Raw genomic sequence first — 24,033 nt, forward strand, 5'->3', positions numbered from 1 at the left:
TGTTTGTCAATTTTTTATATGTTTGATTGTCCTAATATGATTTTTCCGTCCAGGCTGTCATTATCATCTTTCGCACAGTCCAGAAGTCTTCCCGGTCTATAGATATTATTCAGATTGGTAAGTGCATCCAGCAAATCCTGAATGCTTTTCCCCAGACTTGCCGTATTATTTTTAGATTTATCTGAAAGATACTTTTTGAAGGCTACCTCAAATTCAGCCAAATCATTTTGTGCAGTTTCCTTTTCGCTTAGACGGTCTCCCACCCAGCAGATTTTTGCCAAAACATGAGCCGGAATTTCCTGTCTGATCACTGTTTCAGCATACCGTCTGAAATCCGGATCCTGAAAACGGTAGGCATACCCCGGAAGAACAACGCTTACGCGGTAAGAATAAGGATCAAAGGCTTCTGGTTCACAATCTCCTTCACATGAAGACATAAAAGTTTCAGAATAATCCGTCGGATCAGTAGCTGCTACATCTTCAATATCATACATGACTTTAAAAGTACGCTGGATCTCCATGCAGCCAATACCGCCCATCAGCTGATAATCTTTGACTGTTGGCTTTAATAATAAATGCTCAACCAGAAAAATCCCCTCTTCCGTAAACTCATATTTGAAATACTTTATCGTTTTTCTGATGCCCTCTTTCAATGCTTTCAGATCCGCATAAGGATTCGTTTTTTTATGAGTGGCCATTACATTCTGCTCCTCGGTATCATCCACAATATCAAAATAATAATTGCCTCCTCCGGAGAAACGGATCTTAATATTCCCGATCATACAGGTATTATTTTCGCATTTTCCTAATCCTTCAAGCGCCTGTTCAAGATCTTCCTGATCAATCTGAATGGTCTGATAAATGGCTTCATTCAGGTTTTTAGTGGCAGCGTATTCAATCTCATAGCTGTTGACGGAGGATAAAATAATATTCCCTTCAGAATCTTTTACTTTCCAGGTATAGCTCGCCTTGTCTTCATCATTGACCGTTTTGGTAATAGATACCGGTGACTGAGATAAGTTTCTTTGCGTATAATCTTTAATTCCCAACAAACGGGCAATTCTTTTCTGTGCCCCGGAAATATTGGTTGTATTCCATATATCTGAATTGGCAAACAAAGTATAATTGTACCCTATACCTCTCTCTTTACTTAATGATGGATATTCTTTCAGGAAATTTTCTTTGTTTCCCAGAATGATCTCATCGGTAGATTTCCCGTACAGAGATTTCATTAAGAAAGTATAATCACTGAACGTTTCAGCAAAACGGGAGATCAGATGGTCGAGAATTTCATTTCTTCGTTCCACACTGTTGTCCAGCTCTTCGTATAAAGAATCAGTTAATTCATCATCATTATCAGCAGGATAATCAGACACCAAATCCTCAAATCCTTTAATATTTTTAAGCGCCTGTGTAAAGTAAGTTCTCTTTAAATGACCGTTTACACTTAATACTTCTTTTACTTTTTTAAGATGCTTGAAATATCCGGCAAGAATCTGATCAAAAAATAGCAAATATCCTTTCATTTGCTTGGCAAGGGCTTCTCTTTCAGGATTTTTATTGCCTACAATACCTGAAATCCCCACGCCGTATGTATCCGGAAATTCATTTAAAATAGTGGCATATTCCGCAATGTCATAGAACGTTCCCTGAGGCAAAGTCAGTTCTTTATTCTGCCTTGCATCCTCTCTCAGTACTTCTTCTTCTCTTTTCAGGTTCTTTACGTATTCCTGAACTTTTTTATCATTGATATTCAAAGGAAGAGAACCCTTGCTGTAGCTGAATGAACTCAAATCGCAGAGTTCCGGTTTCTTGCCTTTTTCTATACAGATTAGCCAGTCGTTGGCCTGCCTGATGACGTTATCACAACCTGCAATCGAAATTTCATGAATCTCTTTAACCCCGTCAATCTTCATCAACTCAGCGATAATATCCGAAAGGCGTACTTCTCTTCTTAATTGACTGTTTTTAAGCTCTTCCGTATCGATAAAACCATTATCCAAAAGCGGACCTTCAAAAATCTGATCCGTCGTCAGCCCTTTTTCAACCATTTGTTTTAATGAGTAAAAATGAACTTCCGGAGACAGATAATGAGTAATGGCTCTTAATACTTTGGCGTGTACCAGCTCTTCATCAGATTTATTAACCAATCCGATTCGGGCACAGACCGCTACTTTCTGGGTCTCCACTTCTTTTATTTCAGCTAAATCTTCACAAAGACCTCTGTTAGCATGATATCGGTCTAATATCTGAAGATTGACTGTAGATTTTCCGCATCCTTTGGTTTCATCATCAATATCTTCTGCATAATCCACATACAGATCATACAATCCCTTTATATCAAAATGCTTATTCTTTTCTCCGATCGGTTTAAAATCCAGCTGCCCCGTTTTACAATCAGCATACAATCTTTCATTATTAGGAACCAGCCAGCAGTTTCGGATGGGTCTTTTATGCCCTGCTGTAAAGTTGATATCGATAAAAATCTTCCTGTAATCCAGCTCATTTAGAGGTGCTGAAGGCAGAATTTCCGTTGCTTTATAAAACTGATTGTGAATATCGGAATTCGCATCTTCAGAGGTCAGGATATCTTCCATATTAAGGTTCATCCTCATACCAAGATCTGTTATGGCATAGCTTAAAACCTCCAAAGTGGTAATCCCCGGATCATGAGAGTTGTAATCTGTCCAAAGTTTTCCGCCTAATTTTTCGATGTATTCAATTCCTGTTTTCCGTAGAAAATGAAAATCGGTCTGATCTCCTGTTTCTATATTTTTTGATATGCTAATGTGCTTATTTTCTGACATGATGTTTTCTTCTGTTTATTATTAAATACATACTTGTGTTGCAATAGTAACATGATGTTGTTTCGCAGACACCAAAATGGATTTCGGATCTACTTCGATTAAAGACTTCTTTTGTATCACATTATTCACCAGGATTTTGATGTCATCAATATAATCTACATAGTACAGCTGCTCGAGATAGTTAATCAATTGGTTAACATTTAACTCCACATTAAAATCAATATCTTTAGAATCTGTAAATGCCCATGGCGAGATGTATTTTTTAATATCTTCGTCCAGTTGTCTCAGATAAAATGTCTCATCATACTGTTCAAAGAATTTTACCTTGGTCTGTACTTTTGCTTCTTTATAATTCGGGTTGATCACCTGTGCTTTTATATGCATGGTATTCAGTTCATTCACATAATTCTGAATTCTGTTCAGGCTGGCTCTGCTTACTCTCGGTTGATACACATCAAAAGCATTTTTATTTTTGATATTCGGCACCACCATCAAAGTCACATGTCCCGGAGCCATATAAGAATTTTCAGAAGTATGATTCAGGCATTTCACCTTGAAGACTTCCGGGAATTCCTGCAATACCAACTGCTCATAATCCCACTGGGTAATGGCTCGATGCTTATGTCTTAATCTTTCGCTTACACGCCTGTAAAATTCCGTATCTGCTTCCTTATATTTACCATCAAACGAATTATAAGGCTGATGTACCGATTTCACCTGAGGAACTCTGGTAATCAGTTTAGAAATGGTATCCGCTTCCAGTCCATTATTTAAATGAGACAGGTCATTATCCTGATTCTGGAATGTTGCCAACACTGCCTGAGTATAAATTCCCTGAATTTTACACACGGCATCGTAACTTCTTCCCGATCTTGCTCTTATCCAGACCAATCCATCGGTCAGCCTTGTATGAACATTGTTGATGTCTTTTGGTATTTTAAACTTGACAATACCGGATTCCAGGAATTTTCTTGTCTCATTTTTCAGCATATAATCGGACATATCAAGCCATGTATTGCCCGAAAGCGCGTGCCACTCTATAAATTCTTTCTCCTTGAAAGTTTCCGCCAAAGGGTTTTCACTTCCTTCAAGCATCTGGATCAGCAAAGAAACCGTTGCTTGTGAATTGGCTTCCAGACCGATGTATAATTCGCCGCCATTCTGATGTACCGGCACAATTCTTTTGACTTCGACCTCTTTTTCGTACTGCCCGAACGCATCTTCGTGATACAGCTCTACCCCGTTACTTTTTGAAGGCTCCCCGTTGGTATCTTTACTCAGGTAAGAATATACGCTTTCTTTTGCGCTGTAATTCAGTTCAATATCTTCAGCAAAAGGAATATAAGGTTCATTGGGAACCAGTTTTTGACTATCCGGATTGCTTGATAGTGCCAGTGTATACAGCTTAGGATAAACATCCTGTAATGCCGACTGTTTCAGTGTCAGCCTGATTGCCTCTCCTGTTTCAGCTTTATTGCTTGTATTAAAGATCGAAAACTGAGTTTTATATTCATTTTCCACTTTTTTAAAAAGCTCAATATCCCTTCCCTTCTCATTCCAAACTTCTTTTTCCAATAAGGCGGTATCTGCTCTGAAATAGGCATCCGAACGGACAATAGATGAGCTTTTAAGCCCTTCAAACTCTTTTATACTGATGTTTTGGTTAGGCTGAATAACATATCCGTTGTACAGATCTGTTATTGAGTCCGGAGTATTTTTCCAATTAATCGTAATGTCTGCATTGATCCATTTTTTCGAAAACATTTCATGACATTTGATATAAAAATTAGAACCTTTAATGGGTTGCGCTGTGAATGGATAGTATGGTTTTTCAGCATTCAGTGTATCATTGTCATTTTCAATCTGAAGAGACTTTACCCCTTTTACATCGACTGATATTTCAATATTTTTTATTAATTTTTCCGAAAGAGCTTCATATATCTTATAATATTTTTCACCTTCGATCATGAACCTTATCACAGGGAAACTGGTCTGGAATTTTTCCTGTAAAACCTCTTTGTTATAAGCTACGACCGCAGGAAAATCTTTAGGCATTGTAAAAGAAAGCTCTAACTGATCCTCAGTATTTCTGTCACATCTTAAAACAATTCCGGATAACCATTCATTTTCGCCGCTGCAAAATATCCTGATATTATTCTTAATTTCGTCATTTGTCAGATCCTGTAATTTCTGAGTCGAATTTTTTGTAAAATCGATTTTTAAATTGACGGTTCTCTCGCCTTCTTTTAAATCAAATAATGAAGAAGCCACAGAAAACCCAAGTTTAGCTTTAGGAAGCTCTTTATACACAGATTTACCTGAAATAGTTTCATCAGAGTTATATCCGAAAGGCCACCAATAGTTGCTTTCTTCAGGCAACTGGTCTCCAAGACCATCTGCCGAATTTGCAACATGAGCCATTTTAAGCTCTCCGTTTTCAACATCATTCAAGAAACTTTTGATCTCAACCACCTTTGCCTGATTGGCGATCAGCTCTTCCGACGTTTTATAAACGCGTTTTTTTCCATTCGCGTCTTTATCGCCATCCAAAAGAGTTCCGTTGGGAATTCTCTCCTGAAGTGCTTTTTTTGCCAGTTCAAAAATCACAAATACCTGATCTGCTTTGGCATCGTTTTTTTCAATCTGAAGGATTTCGTTATAATAGAAATCCAAATGTCTTTTCGTTAAATTATTAAAGGCTTTTTTTGAGAAATCCAATAATTTCAGGAAGCAGACAAATAAGGTAAGATGTGGGGTAAGGCTGCTGTCCTGCTCAAAACGGGAAATAAGCTCTGTAACCTGTTTTTTCATACTTTTATACTCCACGCTTTCCCTACGCGGGATTGCCTGTGTATCATCACCCAGGAAAAAGTTTCCCCAGTTTCCTTTGGGTGTGGTATTATCCTCTTTATCAAAATAGTTGACACGCTGTGCAAAATTATTAGCGAATAATAGCCAGTCAAACAAATCGAAATCGTGTAATTCAAGATTGCCCGGATCTAATTCTGCTAAAAAGCGCTGCATTTGTGATTTTCCTTCACGATAATGTGAAAATGTATCTGTTTTTTTCATTTGTTTATATTTACTATGGTCAGCCATCGGGTTTCACCCTAAGCTACTGTTATTCCACCACTGTGTGGCTTCTGAAGGTACATTCAAAATAAAAATGGGCTTCTGTTTAAACTCCGACTTCATTCACTTGGTTCTTTTTATTTTTTACTTTTTAACTATAAAAATCAAATAAATACCGTCAATCTCTCGTTATTTAAAATGGCTACAGACATCCCGTCATTCATTATATTTCGGTAGCTTCCCCTTTGTAGAAAGGAAAAACCATATTGCTTCTTGTATTGGTATTCCTTACTTCGTAGTCGATCTCTATTAAAACTTCTCCTTCCAGCTCTTCCTGAGTATCAATCTCAATACTCAAAATATTTATTCTGGGCTCGTGATATAAAATCGCACGCTCCACGATACCTTTCATTTGGGTAATCAGCGTTAGATCCAGAGGTTTGAAGAGCATTTCCTGCAGATCACATCCGTAGTCCGGAAACATGACGCGCTCTCCAGGACGTGTTGACAATAAGATCATCAGACTGTTATTGATGTCTTCTACGTCTGTGGTCATCGACAGTTTTCCTTCGGTCTCATTAAACTCAGGCGGAAAACTCCAGCCTATTCCTAAAAAATCTGTATTTATTTTCATACGTTATTGGTTTTAGTCGTTGTTCGTTCTTATTTGGTGATTAATAGTTGTTGCTTGATGGTTGTTGGTTTTGAATGTCAGTTCAGTACAACCGAAAAATGTATTCAAAAATCAACCACCAATCAGAACAGTGGCTTCCCCTGCGGAAATTACCCCTCCGTGAGCGGTAGAATCTCCCATTCTTGCGGCTGGTTTCCCTCCGATCATCACACTTGAAGATCCTGAGGCAATGGTATCCATAGGCCCTGTGCATACCGCTTTATCTCCCACTCTTGCGGCAGGTTTCCCTCCGATAAGCACTGTGGGTTCTCCCGCCGGAATGATGGGTCCGCCTACGTGGGGAACATTTCCCGTTACCATAGGACAGGTATGCATATCTGTAATTCTTGCTGCCGGTTTCATGATTAATTAATTTTTACCTGAGAGCCTTTGATGACAGTCACTGCACCGGATTTAATTTCAGAACCGGAGCTGCCTTCTGCTTTCAACTGCGCAGATGCTTTCACACTGACATTATTTCCTTCCATCTTAATGTCGCCTTTTGCTTTCATCTTGATGTCTTTGCCGCTTTCTATACTGATTCCGTCTTTATTAAGGGTAATGATATTCGAATGCTCATCTTCTATTTTAATGAGATCTGCATCTTCGTCCAGAATTATTTTTTTGCCTTTTGGTGTTTCAAGGGTGTAGGAAATTTTATCATCATTAAAGATCATTTTCATTTCACTTCTTGTGACGAATCCTTTTTCGTGATTATCGTCGGAAGCCACAATGGAAGCGGGTTTCGTACTGCTGTTTAACATTCCAAGCACTACTGCGTCATTAGGATCATCATTAATAAATCCGATGATCACCTCATCCCCGATTTCAGGTCTGAAGAATGAACCTCTGTTTTCCCCAGCGTCAAGGGTAGCTACTCTTGACCAGATTCCCTCTTCTTCGTTATTGATAATGGGTATTTGGACTAAAATCCGGTCTTCACCGTCAGGATCAGATTCTAATTGTGATACAATTCCGACATGTAATCCGCTGATCGCAGGAATAATACCTGATCCCGGCATTTCGCTGACGTCATAAGTTTCCGAAAACCAAGTTGGCGAAAGCCCGAACTGAGCGTCTACCAGCCAGTTTCCGTCTGCAATTTCGTGGCGGACACCGGTAACGTAAATTTTCCCGTTGAATCTGTTTCCGACTCCCTGAAGCGTTAATGAAACTCCCGGTTTCACCGACGGAATTCCCTGGAATTTTACTCTTCCTTTTGTTTTCGCTAATTGCTGGAAAGTTGCTTTTGCGTCGCCCCATTCCTGTAATTCTCCCTGAGTAAGATTTCCGCCGTGTTTAAGCTGCAGATCTTCAATTCCGAAAACTTTTGCCAGGTCATCTGATGAAAGATCACCATTCAGACTGATGGCAGGATCCTGAGCTTCGACTTCCGTCAGTTCCTGATCAGTATAACTCCAAGTTTTGGCCGTAATTTTGCTGAATTGATCCCTCGCATCGATCTCACCGTCAAACTCATGTACTGAAGATCCGTACACCACAGTTTCCACTTCTTTTCCACTAAAATCAGGTTTAGCCACTTTTACCGTTCCGTCTTCCACGAAACAAAGTTTCCCGTTGGCCTGTGCTCTGGTCAGCATAAAATCCCAGTCCGAAGCCTGATACTGAACCAGTTCTTTATGTGAATTGGAAGTAGCCTCCACATCCGCAGTTGCCCCGCTGTTTCCAATCAATTCTTCAATGATATCACTGTCTTTGCTGTCGTAGAAGTATTTGCTTTTTCTGCCTAAGGTCATTTTCACGGCCTTGTCTCGGCATTCAATGATGAGGTAAGAAGAGCCGCTTCTGACTTTTATATTATGCTTTACAACCACTCCTTTAAAAATGGTTTCTTCTTCAGAATGATAGCCTGCCGTGATCTCGATTTCTTTTCCCGGAATCAGCAGATCTTCATTACTTAATTTGAAATCCTGATCCGGCACACTTCCGTCCAAAATCACAATGCGGGCATAAGGAATTCTGTTGACTTCCTTTTCCACGACAATGCTCTTCACACCATATTTTCCCGGCAGCTCTGTACCTCCGGACATTACTTTAAAAGTTACTAAGTCCGAATTTTTTGATGTTTTTATGTATCCACTGTTATTCATCTTATGATACTTTTTCTATGGGCGGAAAGTACAGTTCACTTCCTGGTTTTAATTGTCTGAAATTGACAAGACCATTTGCCTTTGCAACTTCCAAATAGTATTTAGAATCTCCGTAAATTCTTTCAGTCATTAAAGGAAGTGTGTCTCCATCTTGTACGGTTCTTTTGTGGGTGAGATCTGGGGAAGATGCTTTCACCTCTTTTGCTGCAAGTTCTTGACTAATTGATTCACTGAATTTCGCTTTTCCTATCGCTCTTAATGGGCGTCCTTCATTGTCAAACAATTTATACTCCACAGTAAACTCTGCTAATACTCCCTTAAATTCAAAATCACCCCAGTTAAGAATGACACTATAAGGTTTATGAATAAGACCATCAACCTGCCCTGTAGCCTCATAAAAAGCGTCAACTTGATCTTTAACAGATGTTTTCTTAAAAGCTTTCCCTTTAATTTTATTGATCAATTTATTACCTGAAAAGGTTTCTGTAACACCGGTTCCATCAAATAGAAATTCTAACTGTAAATCAGTTGAAGGTGACGCAACATATTTTTTATTCTCTTTAGGAGTTCCTAAGGCTTGACCAGGTTCCAGTTCTGTTTTATATGTAATGGAATAACCCGTAGGGTTTATAAAAGCTGTAAAGGCTCCACTATCGACCCTTCTTTTATAATCGGAGTCTTCATATGTTCCTATTGTAAGTTTTTGAATTGCTCCCCTCATTATCTTTCTTTTTTACGTTTTGCAATATTCGCTGCCTGCTCTACACTTTCACTCACTGCCCGCATAATCTGGGCTTCATCTACTGATGTCGCACTGGTCGTTGCTGCTGTTTTCTCGTCCACATTTATTTTAATGTGAAGCTCTTTTATTTCTATTGGCATTTCGTTTGTTTTTAATCAATTTTTAATTTAAAATTTTAAAAATCAATGATTTAACCTATTTATTTTAAAAAATCCAAGCACATGAAGAGTCTGTTCAGCCTTATGATAGACTAATCTGTTGTTTTTTATGAAAAATTATTTTGCTAAAAGTTATCTTGAGACCAAAATACCCTTACGTGCTTAGATTTTATTTAGAAATTACAAGCCTAAACTTGCTAACGATGAAGGTATTGTGAAATATCTGTATTTCAGTTCTATGGTTTCAATAGCCAGTTTGCTTTCTTCTGCGTTGAATTCTGAAACTTCCCATCTTACAGGGTACGCTCCAACAACATTCCAGACCATTAAAGGCGCCGTAGACTGAAGTCCTCCCGAAAGAGTAACGATCAGATCTCTAGGCTCGAACTCGAAGTTTTCCATCGCATTTCTGCACCAGCTTATCAGTCCTGAACTTACCATTAATCCGCGCTTAAGAACTAAATTTGGATATTTTGGTCTCAAAGGAAGCTGATGGGTAAATCTGTTTTCGCCTCCCTCGGCATATTCTTCCGTTGTAATTTCTGTTGATAAACCAGATATAGACTGAAATCTGGAGTCAATACCCTCTGTGGTTGAAATCCCGTTAACAATAAAAGAGAAACTGGTTGGAGGATATAAAAGAGCCATGATTAGTTATTTTCAATAGTTAATCCTTCGTGTGCAAGCTCCAACGTTTCAATAGCCACCTCGTTACCTTCAGCTTTAAGATCCGTTGACTGCAATTTAAGGGGGAATGCATTTTTCACTTTCCATGTTACTGCAGGCTCTCCGTTTTCGTCCAAAAGGGAAATCGTAATCGATCTTCTTTCTACCGTATTCAACTGAATAGACTGGAACCAATCAAAAAACTCGTTGTCTTTTTTGAAAGTCCCTCTCTTTAACGTAATGTTATTGAAAACTCTCAATCCCGGCATCTTGATTTTGCTGAAATCCGGACTTGCACCATGTCTGTATTCAATCAGTCCCGCTTCGATATTTAATCCGGAAACTTCCTGAAAACCTACTTTTGTTCCGCCCCAATCTACTTCAAAGGCAAACTTTACTAATGGATATGTACTCATTTTTGTATATATATTTATTGTTATTTAATGTGAACCCGACATTCAAAATTCAAAGTTTAAGGTTTAAGGTTTAAGGTTTGAGGTTTAAAGTTTAATGATTTTTAAAATTCAGACCTCACCCACTTGGCTCTTTTTACTTTTTAATTTTTACTTTTTACTTCTACTAATTATTCAAAATCAAACAATTAACATCGAGTTCGCTTTATTTAGTTTAATTTGGATTAAGCTTCCTGTAATTTGTGAGAAAAACGAAGCACGATAAATTCAGCCGGACGAACCGCTGCCATACCGATCTCGATATTCATTCTTCCTTCCAAAATATCCTGTGCAGACATCGTTTTATTTAAACCTACGCTTACGTAATAAGCTTCTTCAGGCTTGCTTCCGGCCAATGCACCATCCTGCCACTGTTGATTCAAGAAATTCTCGATCATCGTCTGAACACGGATCCAGGTATTCGCTGTATTCGCTTCGAAAACGAAACGCTCTGTTGCTTTTTTCACAGACTCTTCTACCATACTGAAGAAACGACGTACAGAGATATATCTCCACTCATTACTGTTTCCGTCTAATGTTCTTGCTCCCCAAACCAAAGTTCCTTTTCCTGTAAACGTTCTGATCGCGTTGATGGATTTTCCTGCTTCAGGATGTACATTAAGATCATATTGATCTTCGTGAGAAATTTTTACTGTTGGTGCTACTACATAGTTTAATCCTACGTTTGCCGGTGCTTTGAATACGCCTGAAGTACTGTCTACTTTAGCATACACCCCGGCAATTGCGGATGAAGATCCCAATACCACTTTTTTAGACTCAATGATATTTTTAATTCTGTTATACAAATCAGAGTCGCTTGATTTTAAATCTGATAAATACGTAGCGCCTTCAACTCTTGCAAAATCCAACTGAGGAAAGATGATTTCCACTTCTTTTTCATCAAAATTATAGCTCAGAACAGTCTCTAATTTCGGGTAATAGGCTGCTCCGTATTTTAAGCGCTCACCACTGTCTCCAGAACTTAAAGTATCTCTGAAATTATCTACCGCAGTAGATTCATCTCCGAAAACATCCATGATAACGAACCTGTCTTTCATCAATTCAGCCTGATCCAATGCCATTCCGTAAATATCGGGAATCGCTGTTTTTAAAGCTTCAGCATCCGGAAAAACAAGAAGCGTAGGCTCATCTTCTTTCTCCAAGGTAAGAAGCCCGATTCTTAAATCACTGAAACTTGCAAAAGCAGGATATCCCTGTTTATCTCCTACAGAAACAATATAACACGGTCCGCCGCCATTCGCGAAATACATTTGCATTGCATAATACATTTTGAAATCGCTTATTGTTACATTTGCTTTAATATAGCTACCGCCTCCGTCAACATTCACTGTAAATTCTTCAGGTTTTGCCAATCCGAAAACCGTTTCGTACTCTAACAGGGAAGCAATTCTCGTCGGTTCATTTTTCGGGCCTTTTTCTGTATATCCAACAAAAGCGGGAATTGCCGTTTCTACTTGTGCTACAGAAGGTGGAAATTTTGCGATTTCCTCTACGTACACTCCGGGTGTTTTGTAATTCATTTTTTTAATTTTTAAGAGTTAATGTTAGTTATTTTCGATAGTTAATCCTTCGTGTGCAAGCTCCAACGTTTCAATAGCCACCTCGTTACCTTCAGCTTTAAGATCCGTTGACTGCAATTTAAGTGGGAATGCATTTTTCACTTTCCAAGTTACTGCAGGCTCTCCGTTTTCGTCCAAAAGGGAAATCGTAATCGATCTTCTTTCTACCGTATTCAACTGAATAGACTGGAACCAATCAAAAAACTCGTTGTCTTTTTTGAAAGTCCCTCTCTTTAACGTAATGTTATTGAAAACTCTCAATCCCGGCATCTTGATTTTGCTGAAATCCGGACTTGCACCATGTCTGTATTCAATCAGTCCCGCTTCGATATTTAATCCGGAAACTTCCTGAAAACCTACTTTTGTTCCGCCCCAATCTACTTCAAAGGCAAACTTTACTAATGGATATGTACTCATTTTTGTATATATATTTATTGTTATTTAATGTGAACCCGACATTCAAAATTCAAAGTTTAAGGTTTAAGGTTTAAGGTTTGAGGTTTAAAGTTTAATGATTTTTAAAATTCAGACCTCACCCACTTGGCTCTTTTTACTTTTTAATTTTTACTTTTTACTTCTACTAATTATTCAAAATCAAACAATTAACATCGAGTTCGCTTTATTTAGTTTAATTTGGATTAAGCTTCCTGTAATTTGTGAGAAAAACGAAGCACGATAAATTCAGCCGGACGAACCGCTGCCATACCGATCTCGATATTCATTCTTCCTTCCAGAATATCCTGTGCAGACATCGTTTTATTTAAACCTACGCTTACGTAATAAGCTTCTTCTGGCTTGCTTCCGGCCAATGCGCCATCCTGCCACTGTTGATTTAAGAAATTCTCGATCATCGTCTGAACACGGATCCAGGTATTCGCTGTATTCGGTTCGAAAACGAAACGCTCTGTCGCTTTTTTCACAGACTCTTCTACCATACTGAAGAAACGACGTACAGAGATATATCTCCACTCATTGCTGTTTCCGTCTAATGTTCTTGCTCCCCAAACCAAGGTTCCTTTTCCGGCAAATGCTCTGATCGCGTTGATGGATTTTCCTGTAGAAGTGTCTACATTAAGATCATCCTGTTCTTTATTTGAAATTTTTGAAACAGGTGCCACAACATAGTTTAATCCTATATTTGCCGGTGCTTTGAATACGCCGGAAGTATTGTCTACGGTTGCATATACTCCTGCGATTGCAGATGAAGGCGATAATACCACGGCTTCAGCTTCAATTGCTTTTTTAGCCTGATTGTATAATTCAGAGTTCTTGAATTTCAATGCTTCCAAAGTAGTCACTCCGGATACCCCCGTTACTGATATTCCGGAATCACTGAAATCATAAGTTAGCGCTGTTTTTAATTTTGGATGATAAGCAGCTCCGTAATTTAACCCTTCAGTACCTACTTCTCTTCTGAAAATAACATCATTCCCAAGAACATCCATAATAACGAATCTGTCCTTTAATGCTTCAGCCTGCCTAAGAGCATCATTATATAAAGAATACGCTTTGGTAATCGAAAGATCTGAATTCGCAAATTCTACTTTATTAAAATTACCGGCAGCATCATATTTAATAGCAGATAAAGTAAATTTATCAGCAGTCGCATCACTAAGTGCCTGTTCTGCAGCATCGGAGGCTTTTTTGGCAGCAACAAGAGCGGCAGCAGCAGCCACAGCAGCGGCTGCAAGAGCAGCATCTCCCGGATCAGCATCAGAGGCAGCCTGTGCAGCTTTATCATCTTGCTCAGCCTGAGTCAGGTGAGCAGCAGCCTGACCAGCAGCAGTTTCGGCAGCAGTTTCAGCCAAAGCTGCAGCATCAAAAGCTTTTTCAGCATCAATTTTAGCAACAGAAGCATTATACACTTCTGCATCGGTAGCTACTAAGCCTTGAAGGTCCGGGAAAACAATAAGCGTAGGTTCGTCTTCTTTTCTCAACAGCTTCAGACCCGCCTGCAACTCATCTACCTTTACCTCAGAATAATTCCCGACAGAGATAATATAACATGGTCCTCCGCCATTGGCAAAATACATTTGCATCGCATAATACATTTTGAAATCGCTTACTTTAGGCTGTGTTGCAGTGGCAACGCCATCTTTGAAAGCTACAGCAAAAGTTTCAGGGTTCGCCTTTCCAAAAAGATTTTCGTATTCCAGCATAGAAGAAATTCTTGTCGGCTTATTAAGCTCTCCCTCTTCTGTATAACCAATAAAAGCAGGAATAGCTGTTTCAACTTGTGCTACGGAAGGTGGAAATTTCTCGTGTTCCTCCACATAGACTCCAGGGGTTTTGTAATTCATTTGTTAAAAATTTTAAATTAATATTAATTGTATTTCGAAGGTTGACTTCGACTGTTTATTCGTTATAATTTATGATTGTTGTAATTGGTGTGAAAAATTCAGGGTGATGAATTCCGCAGGGCGTGATAAAGCAATTTCTATAGATATATTCATGGTTTTAGGCTTAATGTCATCTCCTTTAACTTTAACATCATAAGCTTCTTCAGGTGTACTGCCCGCCAATGCGCCTTCGACCCACTGCTGATTCAGAAAATTTTCAATCATCGTTTTTGCTTTTAGCCAGGTATGCGGAATATTAGGCTGATTAATGAATTTTCCGTCCACCAATGCTCTTTTGATTGAAAGTTCGATCAGATCATAATAACGGCGTACATTGATGTATTTCCAATTCTCATTCTGTCCGTCAAAGGTTCTTGCGCCCCAAACCAGATGGCCTTTTCCTGTAAAAGTCCGGATGGTATTGATGGATCCTGAATCATGCACATTCAGGGTAGACTGTTCTTTATCTGATATTTTTTCCGTAGGAGCCGTAACGTAGCTAAGACTAACATTTGCCGGTGCTTTCCACACGCCTCTTACATTATCAATTCTTCCATATAATCCTGCCATTGTGGAAGACGGAGGTAAAACCACTTTCAGACTCATGATCTCTTTTTTCACCTGGTGATATAATGCAGAATTAGCTAATTGCAGACTTTGAAGTGTTAATCCATCTGCTGCTCCTACCTCATCTTTAACCCCAAGAATGGCATCGATCAGGTCACTGAATTCTCCTTTAAAAAGAGGTGTTTCTTTGTTTAAGCCTTCAGGAATTACAAAATCATCAATAATTCCGGTACGGATGGCATCCACTACCTCCTGCGCATCTTCGATTGCTTTTACCAAAGCAGCTTTTGCATCCGGTGTCCCGTTCGACATTTCATCGGCAGTTTCATTGATTTCTGCCGTAATGGCAACCGTCTGGCTCAGTAAGTCTGCCAATACAAAACCATTGGCATTTCCACTTTCGATTTCAGCACTGGCAAGACTTTGTAATTCTGTTAAAGCATTAATTTCTTTAGCATAAAAAACAGCGCTGGTCTGTCCCTCCTTTTGAAGACCTTTATGTACGATCGGTATGGTATCCTCATCAAAGGTATAATTCAGAATAGTGGTTAAGTGCGGGAAATATGCTGCAGCATGCGTGGTTAGTTCGCTAATTCCTTTTCTGAGATTCTCAATCGTATTCTTATTATCTGATAAGATGGTAGAATCACCTAAATACGTATCTAACAGTAGGAATCTGTTTTTTATCGATTTAGCCTGCTGTATTGCCTGTTTATAAATAAGGTAGAATTCATCTTCATCTGTTAATGATACCGCATCCGGAAAAACAATAAGCGAAAGCTCTTCGATATCTTTGATCGCCTCTAAACCGGTGTTCAGATGGGGATATTGAACGCCTGCCTCTGTGTAATTTCCAACAGAAACAATGTAACACGGGCCACCACCATTCGCGAAATACATCTGAAGCGAATAATACATTAAAAATTTTGCTTCGGGCGCTATAATCTGGATTCCTTTGCCGTCAATATCCTGAAGCCGGATACTTTCTTCTTTGGCTTCCCCGAAATATTTTTTATATTCTAAAAGAGAGCTAATTTTGCGGGGTTTATTAGTATAGCCAACAGGCGTTAACTGAGTATATCCTATAAAGGCAGGGATTGCCGTGTCTACTAATGAAATTGAATTCGGAAGTCGCGTAATTTCTTCAACTGAAACACCTGGTGTTGTTGGATTTTGCATGTTCGAAAAATTTGAGTTAAAGGTTATTCGTTTTTATTGGTATCGTTAATCAACTTTAAAGCTTTCTATCGCTACTTCGTCAATTAAGTTAATATCTTCTTTTGCAGTTGCCGCTATCTCCACTACACTGATTTTATAGAATGCAGAAGGCATCACCTTTCCGCCTAATAATCCCCATACGTAACTCAGCTGCTCAAAAGGAATAGAATGTAATTCAATTCTGAATTTGAAGCCATTGTACTCTAAGACACTATTGGTCTGGAAAATCTCAATCACTTTGGAGATATCAGATAGTGATTTTTCGTATGCATCTCTGTTGGCAGCAATCATCACATATAAATTTAAATAAGCCGGTGGATTTTGCTTTTCCATGTCATATTGAAGCGGTGTTTCAGTTCTCACTGTTCTGGTATACCATGATCTGTTTTTCAGGGTAGATTCCTCTTCAACATTCAGTAAAGTAATCACTACTTTATTGGCCACAGCGGACGTATCATCAGCTTCACTTTTAACGATATTCTCAACAACCGCAATTTCGCCGCTTTGATTACCGTCTTTTAATCCGTGAACCGGATCATTCAGTTTATTCTTTAAAATTGTCAGTACATTATCTATCATAATTTCTGTTCTTTATTGTGATGCAAACTTACAATCCCCTGCCCTCAAAAGACAAATATTTTGAGGGGTCAAACCTGTCTTTGCAGTAAGTAGGATTTTTTCCTTTTTCAAAAAACAACCGAAGAACAAAACACAAACATCTATTTATCAAAACCTTAAGCATTTAAATAAAAGTAAAAATTCAGCCGCTTAATTTTTATAGTCTAATCATGGTGAAGTACTTTATGTAGAAAACTAAATTTGATTCCCCAGCCATAAAGGATGTAAATTTAATTTTCACACCCAATTTTTCTATTAGAGGCTGTTTAAATTTTATTGCCAAAAATTTTTATAGCTATTTTGAGATGGATTTTTTGCTTCGTGTTTGCAGATTTAGCGGGCTCAATCAAAAATAGGAAGTGAAAAATACGCTCAAAAGAGCATCAAAATGGAGCAAAGATCAACTTCATTAAGGATAATAAATAAAACGGTAAAATTTTAAACAGGCTCTTAAACCTATTGTTTGTTCAAGAATCTTGAAAATGTAAAAGAGGCTCCCTAAAAACTTGAACTAAATGACACCCTTTACGAATGGGTAAAGTCATTTGGATTAATTTTACTCTACAACGAGAAAATTAAATTTGATTCACCGGCCGTAAAGGGTGCAAATTTCATTTTCATACAGACTTTACCCATAAAATCAACACTGATAGAATCTGTAAAAAATTCATCCAAATTCTACTTCTCTTCTTAAATACCATTTACATTTCACCCGACCTCTCCCCACTTGGCTCTTTTAACTTTTAACTTTTTTACTTCTCTCTTTCCATTCTACTGCAAAGACAGAACGGAGCCCCCTCATTATTAGCCAGATGGATTTTCTTGCTCTAATTTTGACCCCAATAATTTTAAAAACTTATTCTCATGAATATCAAAAATCTTTTTGGCAAGCGCAATGAAATCATTGGCGGCCATTTCAATGAATTACGCTCAAAAATGGGCATGGCAAATCAAAATGAAGAGGTAATTTTTGCCTTAAGAGAGGAAATCTGTAATGCCTGTCCTCTGAAAAACGGCAACAACTGCAATGCTATGAAATGGATGAATCCTGAAACACTGGATGTTGTGGATGCTCCTCAGGAAGGCTTTATCAGAGGCTGTGGATGCCGACTGAGTGCCAAACAGAAGTCAAAATTAAGCCTGTGTCCGGCCGGATTCTGGGGTGGAGAATTCGACAATAAATAAAACCTCCCGATAATCACCTACAGCACATCATTAAATACCTATTTGAAGTGAAATCAGATCATATTATTCAGAAAGTTTTTGTTGAAATTACCGTCAACAATAAAGAAAAAGCCTACCAGATCAAAGACAACATCAGCAGTTTTCTCTCTGCTGATGTTTTCCCTGAAATAGAAAAATACATCAATTCTTTAGAGCATACATTAGCGGGACGTACGCTGCAAATCCCTCATCTTGAGTTCAATCTGGATGTAAAAAGCAGTTCGCTGAATACTGAATTAAAAGAAAAAATAGCCGAGCTTTTTAAAGAAGAACTTTCTGAAATTATACGGCCTCTTGAAACTTTGGATCATGAAGGAGAAAAAGACGCTAAAGCTTATCTGGTGGGCAATCAGGAGAAATTAGTACAAACTTTTATTTATTTTTTAGAAACCGGATCGATGCCCTGGTGGAATTCAGAGAAAAAAGGCATTGACTTTTTGGAACCGACGGTGTTTGAGATGCTGCTACTCACTCCAAGTCTTCAGAAAAGCCTGATTTCCATTCTGCCAAAGCAAAATGTTAGGGATAGAATCATCTATCAGCTTCCGGACAGGCAAATTGCCCAACTGTGCCGGATCATTTTGGAAAATAAGGAAGCGGAAATCAATTTAGAATCAGTTATTATCAGTCGTATCTCCAAAATGAGTTCTGACAAAAGAATTTTCATCTGGCAATTTGTTTTAAACCTATTATCCGAGTATCTAGCCACTTCAAAAAATAATCTAAGGGAATATCTTTTACAACAAGTCTCAACAGCATCGCTAGCAGGATTGTCTACCCTAAAAGGCAACCATAAACAATGGAAAACTGTTGTTGAGATATTCCCTTTTATCACAGAAAATGAAATTCTCGAAAACATTGAAAAAATTCATGAAAGTATTGAAAACATCAAAAATAATGCTATACCAATACATGAAAACAGTGAAAAATCAGTAAAGAAAATCATTCAGGATCATCCTTTCGCTCAGGAAAATACAGTGCAAAATAATGGACAATACGTTCAAAATACGGGGCTTATTCTGATTCATCCTTTTATGAAAACTTTTTTTGAGCATTGTGATCTCTGGAACGCTAAAAATCAAGAACTTATCGACCCCGAACGGTGTACCCATCTGCTTCATTATATCGCTACGGGAAAAACAAACGCTGCGGAATACGACATGCTTTTTGAAAAGTTCTTATGCAATATTCCTTTGAATCAAACCATTAACAGGCATATTAAACTTTCGCGAAAACACAAGGCACAGGCTAAAAATGTAATCGAAAGCGTACAGCACAACTGGGCTCCGATGAAAAAGTCCTCTCCTGCCTTATTACAAAACGAATTTTTCCAGCGTCCGGGTAAGCTGGTTACAACAGATTATGACTACACCTTAACCGTAGAACGAAAAACACAGGATATTTTACTGGATAAGCTTGGTTGGGGAATTGGTCTGGTGAAATTACCGTGGAAAGAAAAGTTTATGCTGGTGAACTGGTGATAGCCCAGCAAAAGTAAAAAGGTAAAAGTAAAAAGAGCCAAGTGGAGGAAGCCATGATGAACAGCAAAATGTCCTTTACCAGACAAGTAGCTAACAGTCAACCCCTTCGAGTCAATAGTCAATCTTAAACAAACATAAAATTGACTTGCAAAGCAAAATTCACGATTCACCATACATATTGATATGGTGAATTTCTTCGAGTCAATGGTCAACCTTAACCAGACGAAAAATTGACTTGCAAAGCAAAATTCACGATTCAACATTCACCTCCCCCACCTCTTCCGTCATCCAGCCTTAAAACCTAAATATTAACTAGAAAAAAACAAGCCTATGAAAGCAGCAAAACCTGTAGATGTAGACCATAAATCCCATCAGAACCAGAATAAAAAGCAAAGGCAGAAAATGCCGGCGGTAATTCCTTTATCTGAAGTGGATATGGCTCATTCCCAAACACAAAAATCCGGAGAGTCGTCGGCACAGACCGGATTACCTAACCCTAATCGGATGGGTCTCAATGGCATGATCGCTCCCGTTCATGGTTCGCAAACCATTTATGATCAGGGTTCACAGATTATGTATACGCGGTTTCAGCAAAGTTTATCCGAAACCTCAGATATCAATCATCCGGATACCCAGCTGGCTGAGAAAAAGTATATAGCCAGTTTAAGCATTGATCAGATAGCCGATTATCATCAGTTAAAATCGGGAACTTACCTTCCTAAAACCATGGAAGAACAGGCTGAAGCCCATCAACAAAATAAAAAGGAACAAGAAGCTAAACAAAGTAGCCATGCAACCAATAAAATCAGCGACGCAGATTTATCACTGGCAGACCTCTCTAATTCTTCAGCTACCCAATTGGCAGAGCGTTTTAATACCGTTCAAGATAACAGCACAGCTCTTTTAAACAGCCAAACAGAAAAAGCAACCCATCAGCTTCCAAAAGTAAATGCAAAAACAGGAAGTGCTTTCTCCGGAGCTGTCTCTAAAAATAAAACAACCACGGATAAAACAGTTACAAAGTCAAGCAAAAAAACGGTTAAATCTGTTGCTCAGCAACCGAAATCAAAAGAAATTTCATTTCCTCAGAATGAACCGTTGAAAAAAACCAGCTACTCTTTCAGCAAAGCCGAAAATAAAAATGCAGGATTTGAAAAACAAGCTCTCCATGAGCTAAAATCCGTCACATTAAATACTTCTGCCATTCCGACAACCATGCAGCAAAATGCATATGTAGATCTTACGGGAGAAGCGGATACAGAAAACCTGTCCATTGAACGAAACGATGTTGCACAAGATTTGACGATTAAAAAGAATCAGGCAGCAAAAGACATTCATAAAGATCATGGCGAACACAACATCATCAAGAAACCGAATGATGAAATGTTAAAGTCTTCCTGCAAAATAAACTCTAAAGCGGTTAAAAAGAAACCTCTTGATACCCTGAAAATGGATGGTATGGATGAAGCTACCATTAACGCTCAGTTTGAACCGATGATTCATTCCAAAATAGGAGCCGAAAACGAGAAGTATCAGGCTGCCGAGTTGGAGCATAATCAAAAAGTACTTGCACAGGAAAAGGCAACCGAAGCGCAGATCGGGACAGAAAAAAAACAGTCTCAGGAGAAGCAGCGAAAATCGGTGAAAGATGCCCAGACGGATGTTCACCATTCAAGAGTTGAATGGCAAAGCGCACTTGATAAAACAGAATCAGATTTTGCAAAAAAATCAGGTGACCATGCGAAAGCTACTCTTGGAAATATAAAAACAGAAAAAAGCAAAGGTGAAACTACTGCTCAGGGGCATATTGATACAGCCAACAAAGCTGCTCTCAAAGAAAAAACGGCTGCTGACACCAAAGCAAAAAATAAAAAATCTGAAATGGATAAACAAAGCGGAGGTTTCTTCGGTTGGGTGTCCGACAAAGTTTCACAATTTATTGATGCCCTTAAAGATGCTTTGAATATTATTTTCACCGCACTCAGAAAAGCGGTAAAAGCTATTTTTGATGCTGCTAAAACACTTGTATTAGCTGCATTAGAGCTGGCCCGAAAAGCAATTGTAAATCTTATCAAAGCGTTTGCCTCTTTATTAAAAGGCTTCCTGGATATTGCGTTGGCAGCGTTTCCTGGTATCAGAGACCGACTGAAAGCTAAAATAGATAAGTTCGTTGCTGTCGCCGAAAAATTCGTAAATCAAACGTTTGAGGCCTTCAAAAAAGCAGTTGTTGCAGCCATTGATTTTCTGGCTGATGTTGTTGATCAATTGATTGGAGCGTTACAGGATTTTTACAATCTCATTCTCGATGCTGTCAATTTTATTGTGGCTGGAATTATAAAAATAATGGAAGGTTTGGCGAATTTAGTAAGTTCAGCTATGGTAATGCCTGATAATTTTATGGGACAAATTTCCGAAGAGTTCCTGGGAATGGATGTCACGAGGCCATTACCGTTTGAAAAAACAGTAATGCCTGAGCTATCTGGTTCAGCATCAGATTCAGAATATTCTGATTTGTTGGGTAAAAACTCTTACAATGAAGAAGATTTTCATGTTGAGCCACAAACAAATAATATGGAATTGAGCCCTGAAATTCTTTCACAATTACAGGACAGCAACGGTGAAATTAATTTCGGAAACAATAACAATACCCTTGATCTATTTAAACAATCTGCTGCTGGTTCAGAAGATATGCAAGGAGAAACAAGCACCGCAGAAAAACAAGACATTCCTGCTGATTCTTATGCTCAGGCCGATTGGTTTATCAATTACCAAAATAATCAATCACCACCAAGTACAGATACAGACAGTGCTTCCGGTAAAAACGCGGCGACGGAAAGTTCAATGCCTGAAGATATGAAATTGGTTGGTCCTTGGACTCCTTTGGTTCGTATGTATTATCTAAAAGAACAGATGTGGGCAGGAATTAAGAAAAACTGGGCAGAAAATAAATGGAAATATATTGGCATAGGAGCAGCAATTGTTCTCGGAATCACTGCATTGGCGATTCTCACAGCTGGAGCCATTTTCTCACTTATTCCTCCTGCTCTGGAAATCTTTGCTACTATAATGATGGCACAAGCTATTGCAAAAGCGAGTGGTTTCTTCAAAACATTTATGACTGATGGTTGGCTAGGAAAAACAGCTACCGCAGGAAAAGCTTTAGCAAGAGCAATCGGGATTATTTTAGTTGAATTAATTTTCATACTTTTATTCGATTCTGCCGCATTGTTTAAAGTATTAAAAACAGCAGCTAAAGGCGGAGTGAAAGGAGTGGTTAACTTAGCCAAAACGGGAGCGAAAAGCACTTTGAAAGCCGGAAAAAATGCTCTTGTTGCTACCGGAAAAGGGTTTGTAAAACAGGCTGGTAAAGCGAAGTTCTTTGTTCAGGGGATAGGAAAAGGAATAGCTAAAGGTGCTAAAAATTTAGACGAGTTAGGTGAAAACTTAGCGAAACGTTTTAAATTTAAAGGATTTAAAATTGTTGTAAAAGGATTTAAATTTTATCTTTACGGAAGCGTTAATCCTTGGGTTTTACTAGCAAGTGGAGAAGTGAAACATATAGATGACGAATTATCACAAGGTAAAAAAGTAGGAGATAAACTTGAAGTTGATGGAATACAGGCAAGACTCATTGGTCAAGAAGATATTGAAATTGTATCACCTTTAGGAAAAGACATAGGAGGTTCTGGATTTAGCGGAAGCCGAAAAGTTAGAGATATGGCAGCTCAATCTATTGATAAAAATAAAAAGATATTTAAAAGAATAGAAAAGATAGATGCAGACGATATGTTATCAGCCGCTGAAAAAAGTAAAAAAATAAATAGTCAATTGAGTTCACCATCAGCAAGTGCTTTAGCTAAATTGAAATCTGCTATTAAAAAAGAAATAAAGGATAGAAATAAAAAGGGATTACTTCCAGAAGAAGCTTTCCCTTCTCGTTATGAAGCTCATCATATTGTACCTAAAGAGATGGAAATACAGTTTGGTAAAGTGTTTGACGAATTGGGAATTAATTTAGATGAAGCTTTTAATGGAACAATGCTTCCGCCTGTAAGAGAGTTTGATGAAGTAGTAGAAAATGCAAAAAACACTTTAAAAGACTCTGAAATTCCTGCTAATTTTTGGAATAGGGCTAAACATAAGTCACATCCACGATATAATGAGCAAATTTCTGTTGAATTGAAAAAAATATTTTCAGATTTTAATAAAATGAATTTAGAACAAAAAGCATTTGCTAAGGATAAGTTTTATAAGTTAGTGAGTGAACAAAAAGAAATTTTGCATATATTAACTGAAAGTGGCGATTTACGAATTTTAAGATAAAA

General features: G+C 38.2%; 17 protein-coding genes. 3 read left to right on the plus strand and 14 right to left on the minus strand.

The features are described 5' to 3' along the window. Positions 1 to 14 precede the first annotated feature (14 nt). From VUJ46_RS07460 to VUJ46_RS07525, 14 genes are all read right to left on the minus strand, one after another. Positions 15 to 2,807, minus strand: coding sequence for a hypothetical protein (locus tag VUJ46_RS07460; RefSeq protein WP_326984361.1), 2,793 nt, complete (start codon positions 2,805 to 2,807; stop codon positions 15 to 17). Between the two features lie 21 nt (positions 2,808 to 2,828). Then, positions 2,829 to 5,879 carry a baseplate J/gp47 family protein gene (locus VUJ46_RS07465; RefSeq protein ID WP_326984362.1) on the minus strand — a complete coding sequence of 1,017 codons (3,051 nt, stop codon included), beginning with the start codon at positions 5,877 to 5,879 and terminating at the stop codon, positions 2,829 to 2,831. Between the two features lie 223 nt (positions 5,880 to 6,102). Then, positions 6,103 to 6,513, minus strand: a complete 411-nt coding sequence (locus VUJ46_RS07470; protein WP_326984363.1) for a GPW/gp25 family protein — start codon at positions 6,511 to 6,513, stop codon at positions 6,103 to 6,105. 111 nt (positions 6,514 to 6,624) lie between these two features. After that, positions 6,625 to 6,915, minus strand: a complete 291-nt coding sequence (locus VUJ46_RS07475; RefSeq protein WP_326984364.1) for a PAAR domain-containing protein — start codon at positions 6,913 to 6,915, stop codon at positions 6,625 to 6,627. A 2-nt stretch (positions 6,916 to 6,917) separates the two neighbouring features. Next, entirely contained in the window at positions 6,918 to 8,663 is a 1,746-nt protein-coding gene (vgrG, locus tag VUJ46_RS07480) for a type VI secretion system tip protein VgrG (protein WP_326984365.1), read from the minus strand. 1 nt (position 8,664) lies between these two features. Beyond that, positions 8,665 to 9,384, minus strand: a complete 720-nt coding sequence (locus VUJ46_RS07485; protein ID WP_326984366.1) for a CIS tube protein — start codon at positions 9,382 to 9,384, stop codon at positions 8,665 to 8,667. Then, positions 9,384 to 9,545 (minus strand): DUF5908 family protein, encoded by a 162-nt coding sequence (locus VUJ46_RS07490; RefSeq protein ID WP_326984367.1) that lies wholly within the window; start codon positions 9,543 to 9,545, stop codon positions 9,384 to 9,386. The genes VUJ46_RS07485 and VUJ46_RS07490 overlap by 1 nt, the downstream gene beginning before the upstream one ends. A gap of 198 nt (positions 9,546 to 9,743) precedes the next feature. Further along, positions 9,744 to 10,211, minus strand: a complete 468-nt coding sequence (locus tag VUJ46_RS07495) for a phage tail protein (RefSeq protein WP_326984368.1) — start codon at positions 10,209 to 10,211, stop codon at positions 9,744 to 9,746. Between the two features lie 2 nt (positions 10,212 to 10,213). Beyond that, positions 10,214 to 10,645 (minus strand): phage tail protein, encoded by a 432-nt coding sequence (locus VUJ46_RS07500; protein WP_326984369.1) that lies wholly within the window; start codon positions 10,643 to 10,645, stop codon positions 10,214 to 10,216. A 221-nt stretch (positions 10,646 to 10,866) separates the two neighbouring features. Then, positions 10,867 to 12,222 carry a phage tail sheath family protein gene (locus VUJ46_RS07505; protein ID WP_326984370.1) on the minus strand — a complete coding sequence of 452 codons (1,356 nt, stop codon included), beginning with the start codon at positions 12,220 to 12,222 and terminating at the stop codon, positions 10,867 to 10,869. A gap of 24 nt (positions 12,223 to 12,246) precedes the next feature. Next, entirely contained in the window at positions 12,247 to 12,678 is a 432-nt protein-coding gene (locus VUJ46_RS07510; RefSeq protein ID WP_326984369.1) for a phage tail protein, read from the minus strand. Positions 12,679 to 12,899: 221 nt separating this feature from the next. Continuing rightward, complete coding sequence (locus VUJ46_RS07515) at positions 12,900 to 14,561, minus strand: phage tail sheath family protein (protein ID WP_326984371.1); 1,662 nt, start codon at positions 14,559 to 14,561, stop codon at positions 12,900 to 12,902. A 69-nt stretch (positions 14,562 to 14,630) separates the two neighbouring features. Beyond that, positions 14,631 to 16,346 carry a phage tail sheath family protein gene (locus tag VUJ46_RS07520; protein WP_326984372.1) on the minus strand — a complete coding sequence of 572 codons (1,716 nt, stop codon included), beginning with the start codon at positions 16,344 to 16,346 and terminating at the stop codon, positions 14,631 to 14,633. Between the two features lie 45 nt (positions 16,347 to 16,391). Further along, complete coding sequence (locus tag VUJ46_RS07525) at positions 16,392 to 16,964, minus strand: DUF4255 domain-containing protein (protein WP_326984373.1); 573 nt, start codon at positions 16,962 to 16,964, stop codon at positions 16,392 to 16,394. Between the two features lie 903 nt (positions 16,965 to 17,867). On the opposite strand from VUJ46_RS07525, the gene VUJ46_RS07530 reads away from it, so the two are divergent. The 3 genes from VUJ46_RS07530 to VUJ46_RS07540 all read left to right on the plus strand — a co-directional run bounded on the left by VUJ46_RS07530 (position 17,868) and on the right by VUJ46_RS07540 (position 24,031). After that, positions 17,868 to 18,188, plus strand: a complete 321-nt coding sequence (locus VUJ46_RS07530; RefSeq protein WP_326984374.1) for a hypothetical protein — start codon at positions 17,868 to 17,870, stop codon at positions 18,186 to 18,188. A 47-nt stretch (positions 18,189 to 18,235) separates the two neighbouring features. After that, on the plus strand, positions 18,236 to 19,708 hold the full coding sequence (locus VUJ46_RS07535; protein ID WP_326984375.1) for a contractile injection system tape measure protein: 1,473 nt from the start codon (positions 18,236 to 18,238) through the stop codon (positions 19,706 to 19,708). 330 nt (positions 19,709 to 20,038) lie between these two features. After that, on the plus strand, positions 20,039 to 24,031 hold the full coding sequence (locus VUJ46_RS07540; RefSeq protein ID WP_326984376.1) for an AHH domain-containing protein: 3,993 nt from the start codon (positions 20,039 to 20,041) through the stop codon (positions 24,029 to 24,031). Positions 24,032 to 24,033: the final 2 nt, after the last annotated feature.

The organism is Chryseobacterium sp. MYb264 (assembly GCF_035974275.1).
In the GTDB taxonomy this organism is placed as follows: domain Bacteria; phylum Bacteroidota; class Bacteroidia; order Flavobacteriales; family Weeksellaceae; genus Chryseobacterium.

What these genes read in the sequence shown, in the direction of transcription:
- VUJ46_RS07460 (WP_326984361.1), bottom strand. Translation starts at nt 2,807, where the DNA reads ATGTCAGAAAATAAGCACATTAGCATATCAAAAAATATAGAAACAGGA.
- VUJ46_RS07465 (WP_326984362.1), bottom strand. Translation starts at nt 5,879, where the DNA reads ATGAAAAAAACAGATACATTTTCACATTATCGTGAAGGAAAATCACAA.
- VUJ46_RS07470 (WP_326984363.1), bottom strand. Translation starts at nt 6,513, where the DNA reads ATGAAAATAAATACAGATTTTTTAGGAATAGGCTGGAGTTTTCCGCCT.
- VUJ46_RS07475 (WP_326984364.1), bottom strand. Translation starts at nt 6,915, where the DNA reads ATGAAACCGGCAGCAAGAATTACAGATATGCATACCTGTCCTATGGTA.
- vgrG (WP_326984365.1), bottom strand. Translation starts at nt 8,663, where the DNA reads ATGAATAACAGTGGATACATAAAAACATCAAAAAATTCGGACTTAGTA.
- VUJ46_RS07485 (WP_326984366.1), bottom strand. Translation starts at nt 9,384, where the DNA reads ATGAGGGGAGCAATTCAAAAACTTACAATAGGAACATATGAAGACTCC.
- VUJ46_RS07490 (WP_326984367.1), bottom strand. Translation starts at nt 9,545, where the DNA reads ATGCCAATAGAAATAAAAGAGCTTCACATTAAAATAAATGTGGACGAG.
- VUJ46_RS07495 (WP_326984368.1), bottom strand. Translation starts at nt 10,211, where the DNA reads ATGGCTCTTTTATATCCTCCAACCAGTTTCTCTTTTATTGTTAACGGG.
- VUJ46_RS07500 (WP_326984369.1), bottom strand. Translation starts at nt 10,645, where the DNA reads ATGAGTACATATCCATTAGTAAAGTTTGCCTTTGAAGTAGATTGGGGC.
- VUJ46_RS07505 (WP_326984370.1), bottom strand. Translation starts at nt 12,222, where the DNA reads ATGAATTACAAAACACCCGGAGTGTACGTAGAGGAAATCGCAAAATTT.
- VUJ46_RS07510 (WP_326984369.1), bottom strand. Translation starts at nt 12,678, where the DNA reads ATGAGTACATATCCATTAGTAAAGTTTGCCTTTGAAGTAGATTGGGGC.
- VUJ46_RS07515 (WP_326984371.1), bottom strand. Translation starts at nt 14,561, where the DNA reads ATGAATTACAAAACCCCTGGAGTCTATGTGGAGGAACACGAGAAATTT.
- VUJ46_RS07520 (WP_326984372.1), bottom strand. Translation starts at nt 16,346, where the DNA reads ATGCAAAATCCAACAACACCAGGTGTTTCAGTTGAAGAAATTACGCGA.
- VUJ46_RS07525 (WP_326984373.1), bottom strand. Translation starts at nt 16,964, where the DNA reads ATGATAGATAATGTACTGACAATTTTAAAGAATAAACTGAATGATCCG.
- VUJ46_RS07530 (WP_326984374.1), top strand. Translation starts at nt 17,868, where the DNA reads ATGAATATCAAAAATCTTTTTGGCAAGCGCAATGAAATCATTGGCGGC.
- VUJ46_RS07540 (WP_326984376.1), top strand. Translation starts at nt 20,039, where the DNA reads ATGAAAGCAGCAAAACCTGTAGATGTAGACCATAAATCCCATCAGAAC.